Origin of the sequence: Pseudomonas sp. LM13 (assembly GCF_041381355.1) — a bacterium.
In the GTDB taxonomy this organism is placed as follows: domain Bacteria; phylum Pseudomonadota; class Gammaproteobacteria; order Pseudomonadales; family Pseudomonadaceae; genus Stutzerimonas; species Stutzerimonas frequens.
Genome location: NZ_JACBXH010000045.1, coordinates 25,701 through 31,814, shown reverse-complemented (window position 1 = coordinate 31,814; position 6,114 = coordinate 25,701). Strand labels below are relative to the sequence as shown.

Annotated in this window: 6 protein-coding genes and 1 pseudogene; all 7 read left to right on the top strand. The window is 62.6% G+C overall.

The genetic code is table 11. The features are described from left to right. Positions 1 to 364 precede the first annotated feature (364 nt). The 7 genes and pseudogenes from HZR81_RS20525 (at position 365) to HZR81_RS20495 (ending at position 6,109) form a co-directional block, all read left to right on the top strand. Complete coding sequence (locus tag HZR81_RS20525; RefSeq protein WP_399868514.1) at positions 365 to 802, top strand: DoxX family protein; 438 nt, start codon at positions 365 to 367, stop codon at positions 800 to 802. Positions 803 to 869: 67 nt separating this feature from the next. Continuing rightward, positions 870 to 1,793, top strand: coding sequence for an NADP-dependent oxidoreductase (locus tag HZR81_RS20520; RefSeq protein WP_399868512.1), 924 nt, complete (start codon positions 870 to 872; stop codon positions 1,791 to 1,793). Between the two features lie 131 nt (positions 1,794 to 1,924). Further along, positions 1,925 to 3,145 carry an ISL3 family transposase gene (locus HZR81_RS20515; RefSeq protein ID WP_023112352.1) on the top strand — a complete coding sequence of 407 codons (1,221 nt, stop codon included), beginning with the start codon at positions 1,925 to 1,927 and terminating at the stop codon, positions 3,143 to 3,145. Between the two features lie 5 nt (positions 3,146 to 3,150). Further along, positions 3,151 to 3,294, top strand: a pseudogene (locus HZR81_RS20510) (alkene reductase); the annotation flags it as partial. A 325-nt stretch (positions 3,295 to 3,619) separates the two neighbouring features. Continuing rightward, positions 3,620 to 4,231, top strand: a complete 612-nt coding sequence (locus HZR81_RS20505; RefSeq protein WP_150981814.1) for a TetR/AcrR family transcriptional regulator — start codon at positions 3,620 to 3,622, stop codon at positions 4,229 to 4,231. A gap of 134 nt (positions 4,232 to 4,365) precedes the next feature. After that, positions 4,366 to 5,397, top strand: coding sequence for an NADPH-dependent curcumin/dihydrocurcumin reductase (gene curA, locus HZR81_RS20500; RefSeq protein ID WP_023007044.1), 1,032 nt, complete (start codon positions 4,366 to 4,368; stop codon positions 5,395 to 5,397). A 34-nt stretch (positions 5,398 to 5,431) separates the two neighbouring features. Continuing rightward, positions 5,432 to 6,109 carry a type 1 glutamine amidotransferase domain-containing protein gene (locus HZR81_RS20495; RefSeq protein ID WP_034030322.1) on the top strand — a complete coding sequence of 226 codons (678 nt, stop codon included), beginning with the start codon at positions 5,432 to 5,434 and terminating at the stop codon, positions 6,107 to 6,109. The last annotated feature ends 5 nt before the right edge of the window (positions 6,110 to 6,114 follow it).

Sequence of the window (6,114 nt, the reverse complement as noted above, 5' to 3'; positions counted from 1 at the left end):
GCCAGAAGCGGACGCTCGCAACGACTGCAGAACCTGCGATCTACAGCTCTAGGGATGTTAGCTGAGTGCAATCGCTCCTTGCTTAAGACAATACGCCCTGAGCCTACGGGTTGATCCCCATAGGTGTGTTAGTCCCGAAACGCCTTGATCTCGGTGGCCCCTGTGATTAGTGCTGCCTAAGTAGTTCGGTTGTGACCACTGTAGAAGTAAGCGACTTCGCTCAAGTCATGCCAGTGCTGGCATTCGATCGATTTACTCGAACCTAACCTTCTATATTAGGCGGCTATTTAGATAAGCCCGCCGCGTGCAGAATTCTCCTCAATGCGGCTCACCAAAGTGGTAAGCCCTTCAAGAGGAAATAGCCATGACTCAAGCAACTGCAACCACTACCAACACTTCCGGCATCCACCACAGTGACACGCTCCTAGCTTCGGCTTCGCTCACCGGCCGCGTTCTGCTGAGCGCGATTTTCCTGCTCTCGGGCGTCAGCAAGATCAGCGCGCCGGCGGGAATGATTGGCTACATCGAATCGGTCGGCTTGCCGTTCCCAACGCTCGCGCTGGCGATCGCCATCCTGATTGAAGTGGTCGGTGGCATCGCGCTGATCCTGGGCTACCGCACCCGCCTAATAGCCGCCGGGCTCGCCGTGTTCAGCGTGGCGACGGCCCTGGCGTTCCATAATCAGCTGGGCGACCAGAACCAGTTCATCCATTTCTTCAAGAACATCGCCATGGCAGGCGGGCTGCTGCAGGTCGTCGCCTTCGGCGCTGGGCGTTTCAGTCTGGATGCACGGCGCCGTTAAGACCCTTCCGTTCCTGGCCGGCGCCTGCCGCCGGCTCGCTCAAGAAAAACCCAATTTGAGGTGAGAGATGAAAGCGATTCGTGTAGCGCAGTACGGGCAGCCCGAAGGTTTCGTGTTCGAGGAGTTGCCATCGCCGGTGCCGGGTAAGGGCGAGGTATTGATCGAGGTGGCCGGCAGCGGGGTGAACCCGATCGATTGGAAGGTGCTTTCCGGAGCCATGAAAGCGTTTATTCCGCTGCAGTTGCCCTACACGCCGGGCGCCGAAGTAGCAGGTCGGGTGGCCGCTCTAGGCGAAGATGTGACTGAGTTTTCGGTGGGCGATGAGGTGTTTGGTTTCATCAATATTGTCGGCGGGTACGCTACCGAGGTGGTGGCCAGTGCTGATCGCCTGGCCCACCGGCCGAGTCGCTTGTCGGCGCTGCACGCCAGTGGGGTACCGGCGGTTGCGCTGACCGCCTGGCAGGCGCTGCATGAGCATGCGCACATCAAGGCGGGCCAGCGGGTGCTCATCCACGGCGCCGCAGGTGGCGTGGGCAGCATGGCGGTGCAGATGGCGCGCATCGCTGGCGCCACCGTCATCGCCACCGCATCGGCGGGCAACCATGACTACCTGCGTGGGCTGGGCGCCTCGCAGGTCATTGACTACAACCAGACGCGGTTCGAGACGGCTGTCGAGCCGGTCGATGTGGTGCTTGATCTGGTCGGTGGAGACACTCAAACGCGCTCATGGTCGGTGCTCAAGCCCGGCGCACTGCTGGTATCCCCAGTGAGCCCACCGGACGCCAAGCAGGCGGAGTCAGCCAGCGCAACCGGCAAGCATTTCGCCACGCGATCCGATGGCAAGCAGCTCCAGGACATCGCTGCACTGTTCGAGGCCGGCGAGCTGACAATCGAGGTGCAGGTGCTGCCCTTGTCCCAGGCCGAAGGCGCATTGCGCAAAAGCTGGGGGCGACATACACGCGGCAAGCTGGTGCTCGACGCCAGCCTCTGAGCTGAGCGTCAATCGATCAAGCCGGGCGGATGCCCGGCTTTTTTACGGTTCTTCTCCCAACTGAGGGGAGGAAGGCACACGGCCGACCGGTCAGACTTGCTGTTCTCTAGGCAACAGACTGAGGGTCGACCGTGGCCGAGCAGGATTGTATGTCCCGGCTGGGCAGCTGGGAGGGGTATCGAGTGCGCAAGTGGCGCCATGAGTCTCGTGGACAACAGCGTTGGCTGGTGATCGAGTTGGAGCCTGCACCTGGTGCGCAGCGGCATTGCATGGGCTGTGGTCAGGCGGTGACAGCGATTCATGACCGCATGATGCGGCGCATCCGCGAGCTGCCGATATTCGATGATCAGGTGGAGCTGCACGTGCCGCGTCTGCGCTTGGCTTGCCTATCCTGCGGCCCCCGCGTGGAGCGATTGGACTGGCTTGACCGGCATTGCCGGGTGACGCGGCGGCTGGCCGAGAGCGTGGCACGGCTGTGCGCGGTGACCTCGGTACTGCATGCTGCTCGTTGGCACGGACTGGACTGGAAGACGACCAAGGCGATCGACTTGCAGACATTGGAGCGCAGGCTGGGGCCGGTGGATCTGGACGGGGTGCGGCGGATCGCGATGGACGAGTTTGCGATCCAGAAGGGCCACCGATACGCCACCGTCGTGGTGGATGTGGAGCGCAAGCGGGTGCTGTGGGTTGGCCGAGGCCGCTCACGGGCTGAGGTGAGGCCGTTCTTCGAGTTGCTTGGTCCCCAACGCTGTGCCGACATCCAGGCGGTGGCCATGGACATGAACACCGCCTATGACTTGGAAGTGCGTCAGCACTGCCCGAACGCACAGGTGGTGTACGACCTGTTCCATGTGATCTCCAAATACGGCCGCGAGGTGATCGGCCGGGTGCGGGTGGATGCGGCCAACCAACTGCGCCACGACAAGCCGGCTCGCAAGGTGGTCAAACGCTCGCACTGGCTGCTGCTGCGCAACCCGGCAAACCTGGCCGAGTCCGAACAGATCCGACTGAGCGAGGTGCTGGAAGCCAATCAGTCGCTGATGACGGTCTACGTGATGAAGGAGCAACTCAAGGCATTGTGGAACGCACCCAGCGCCTGGGCTTGGCACCGTGCCTGGAAACAATGGCTGCGCCATGCCCGGGAGAGTGCGATCCCGGCCCTGATGCACTTCGCCAAGTGCCTGCGGCCGTACTGGCGCGGCATCCTCAGCCGGGTGCGCTGGCCCATGCACACCGGTCTGCTCGAAGGCATCAACAACCGCATCAAAGTCATCAAGCGCATCGCCTACGGCTACCGCGATGACGCCTACTTCTTCCTCAAGATCCGGGCGGCATTCCCCGGAGTTGGGTGAAGAACCTTTCGTTTGGCCGGCCGTTCATCGGCAATCCTGACCTTGTCGAGCGACTGCGCGGCAACCAGCCATTGGCGGCTGCTGACAGCAGCGTCTATTACGGCGGCGGCGCCAACGGGTACACGGATTTCCCCACTTTTTCCGGCTGATCATTTTCGGAATTCCCGAAATACAGAACCCGGATAAATGGGAACTCGGGTGGCGGTAACTGTAGCGGTAACCAGAAACCATCACGGTTTGCTGGCACAGCCAGCTGCCGCCCGCGTTTGTACGCTGCCGGCGAGAGAAGCAGACACGCATACCAAGCAGATAAGCCGTTGAGCGCGAATCTTCCTCTTGAGAAGCGGCTGCTGCTGTCCGGGAAGCGTCCCTGGCATTGCGCAGCAAGCGCTCTATTAATAGCTTTTAACTGTCATCATCAACTTGCCCGATGATTGTAGACGACCGGTCTAGTTTCAGGGTAAGATACAAACCATGACTAATGCCACGAACGACGTCCGCCAACATATCCTCGATACCGCCCGGATCATTATCGCGGGAAAGGGCTTCAGCGCCGTGGGCCTGAACGAGGTTCTCCAGGCTTCCGGCGTGCCGAAGGGTTCCTTCTACCATTACTTCGGCTCCAAGGAGGCCTTTGGCGAAGCGCTGCTGGAGGATTACTTCGCCGATTACCTGGCTTCGCTCGATAATCTGCTGAGTCGTCCTGATCTTTCCGCAGCACAGCGACTGATCGCCTATTTCGAGTACTGGCTGGAGACCCAGGCAGCCTGTGACCCGAAGGGCAAGTGTCTGGCGGTCAAGCTGGCTGCGGAGGTCAGCGACCTCTCCGAGGCGATGCGTTTAGTTCTTGAACAGGGCACCACGCGAGTGATCGCGCGTTTGGCCAGCGCCATCGAGGATGGCGCCAGCGACGGCTCGCTTCCGGTTGAGCTGGATGCCAGCACAACGGCGAACACGTTGTACCAGTTGTGGCTGGGCGCGAGCCTGCGCGCCAAGCTCACGCGCGACCGTGTACCCATGGAGGCCGCGCTGGCTGCTACGCAGGGCCTGCTAGGCCTGTCTTCTCATCTTCGACGCTGCGCCTGACAGACAGAAAAAAGTCCTCGTAGCTTTTTTTTTTGCCCAAACTGTATACGACCGGTCTAATTCAATCAGATGACAAACTTTGCTTCCACGCACGCACATGAGTCCGTTTCGGCCGTCCTTTTCAGGAGTCAGCGATGACCACTGCGATCCTGCAAACCCGCATCGTACTTGCCTCACGCCCCTCGGGTGAGCCGACGCCAGACGACTTCCGGCTGGAACAGGAATCGCTGCCTGAGCCAGGCAAGGGCCAGCTCCTGCTGCGCACGCTGTACCTCTCGCTCGACCCGTATATGCGGGGGCGAATGAGCGATGCTCCGTCCTATGCTCCACCCGTAGCGCTAGGCGAGGTGATGACCGGCGGCGCGGTGAGCCGGGTGGAGGTTTCGCACGACCCGGCATTCAAGGTTGGCGACCTGGTCGTCGGCGACACGGGTTGGCAGAGCCATACGCTTTCCGACGGTCGTGGACTGGTCGTGCTCGATTCCCGGACCACGAATCCTTCGCTGGCGCTGAGCGTGCTCGGCATGCCCGGCTTCACCGCCTACCACGGCCTGCTGAACATCGGCCGGCCGCAGCCGGGCGAGACTGTGGTCGTCGCCTCCGCCATCGGCGCGGTCGGCTCGGTAGTTGGGCAGCTTGCCCGGCTAAAGGGCGCGCGCGCCATCGGCATCGCCGGCGGGCCGGAAAAATGCCGCTACGCGCGCGAAGCGTTCGGCTTCGATGTCTGCCTCGACCACCGCGCGCCCGACTTTGCCGAACAACTGGCTACCGCGACGCCGCAGGGTATCGACGTCTACTACGAGAACGTCGGCGGCACGGTGCTCGACACCGTGCTGCCGCGACTGAACGTCGGCGCCCGCGTGCCGGTGTGCGGGCTGATCGCCCACTACAACGACACCGACCTGCCACCTGGCCCGGACCGCATGCCGATGATGCTGGGGCTGGTTCTGCGCAAGCGCCTGCTGCTGCAGGGTTTCATCATCGGCGACCACTACGCCGACGGTTTCGCGGCGTTTCAGCGCGACATGGGCGCATGGGTCGCCGAGGGCAAGGTCTCGGTCCGCGAAGACTTCGTCGAGGGCCTGGAACATGCGCCCCAGGCGCTGATCGACCTGCTCGCCGGCAGGCACTTCGGCAAGGTCGTGGTACGAGTCGGCACCCCCTGAGTCTTTCACTTCGAACCTCCAAAGGAGAGCCGCTATGGCCAATATTCTCGTCATCCTCACTTCGCACGACCAACTCGGCAACACTGGCAGGAAAACCGGCTTCTGGCTGGAGGAACTGGCTGCCCCCTACTATGCCTTCCTCGATGCCGGCGCGAAGCTGACCCTGGCCTCGCCCAAGGGCGGCCAGCCGCCGCTCGACCCCAAGAGCGACGAACCCGACGCCCAGACCGAGGCGACCCGTCGCTTCCTGGCCGACGCTGACGCGGTCAAGGCCCTGGCCAACACCCGCAAGCTGGCCGAGGTCGCCATCGGCGACTTCGATGCAGTGTTCTATCCCGGCGGCCACGGCCCGCTATGGGACCTGGCTGAAGACCCGGTCTCGATCGGTCTGATCGAAGCGGCGGTCAAGGCGAACAAGCCGGTCGGAACGGTCTGCCACGCACCTGGCGTGCTGCGCCACGTCAAGGATGCCGACGGCAAGCCGCTGGTCGCCGGCAAGCAGGTGACCGGTTTCAGCAACAGCGAGGAGGCTGCGGTTGGCCTGACCGATGTGGTGCCGTTTCTGGTCGAGGACGTGCTCAAGGCCAATGGCGGTCATTACAGCAAGGGCGGCGACTGGCAGTCCCACGTGCTGACCGACGGCCTTCTGGTCACCGGCCAGAACCCTGCCTCGTCCGCCGACGCCGCCAAGGCGCTGCTCGCCCTTCTGTGAGGAGA

Bases quoted from the DNA above. Each gene is read 5' to 3' on its own strand.
- curA (WP_023007044.1), top strand. From the start codon at position 4,366: ATGACCACTGCGATCCTGCAAACCCGCATCGTACTTGCCTCACGCCCC.
- HZR81_RS20520 (WP_399868512.1), top strand. From the start codon at position 870: ATGAAAGCGATTCGTGTAGCGCAGTACGGGCAGCCCGAAGGTTTCGTG.
- HZR81_RS20495 (WP_034030322.1), top strand. From the start codon at position 5,432: ATGGCCAATATTCTCGTCATCCTCACTTCGCACGACCAACTCGGCAAC.
- HZR81_RS20525 (WP_399868514.1), top strand. From the start codon at position 365: ATGACTCAAGCAACTGCAACCACTACCAACACTTCCGGCATCCACCAC.
- HZR81_RS20505 (WP_150981814.1), top strand. From the start codon at position 3,620: ATGACTAATGCCACGAACGACGTCCGCCAACATATCCTCGATACCGCC.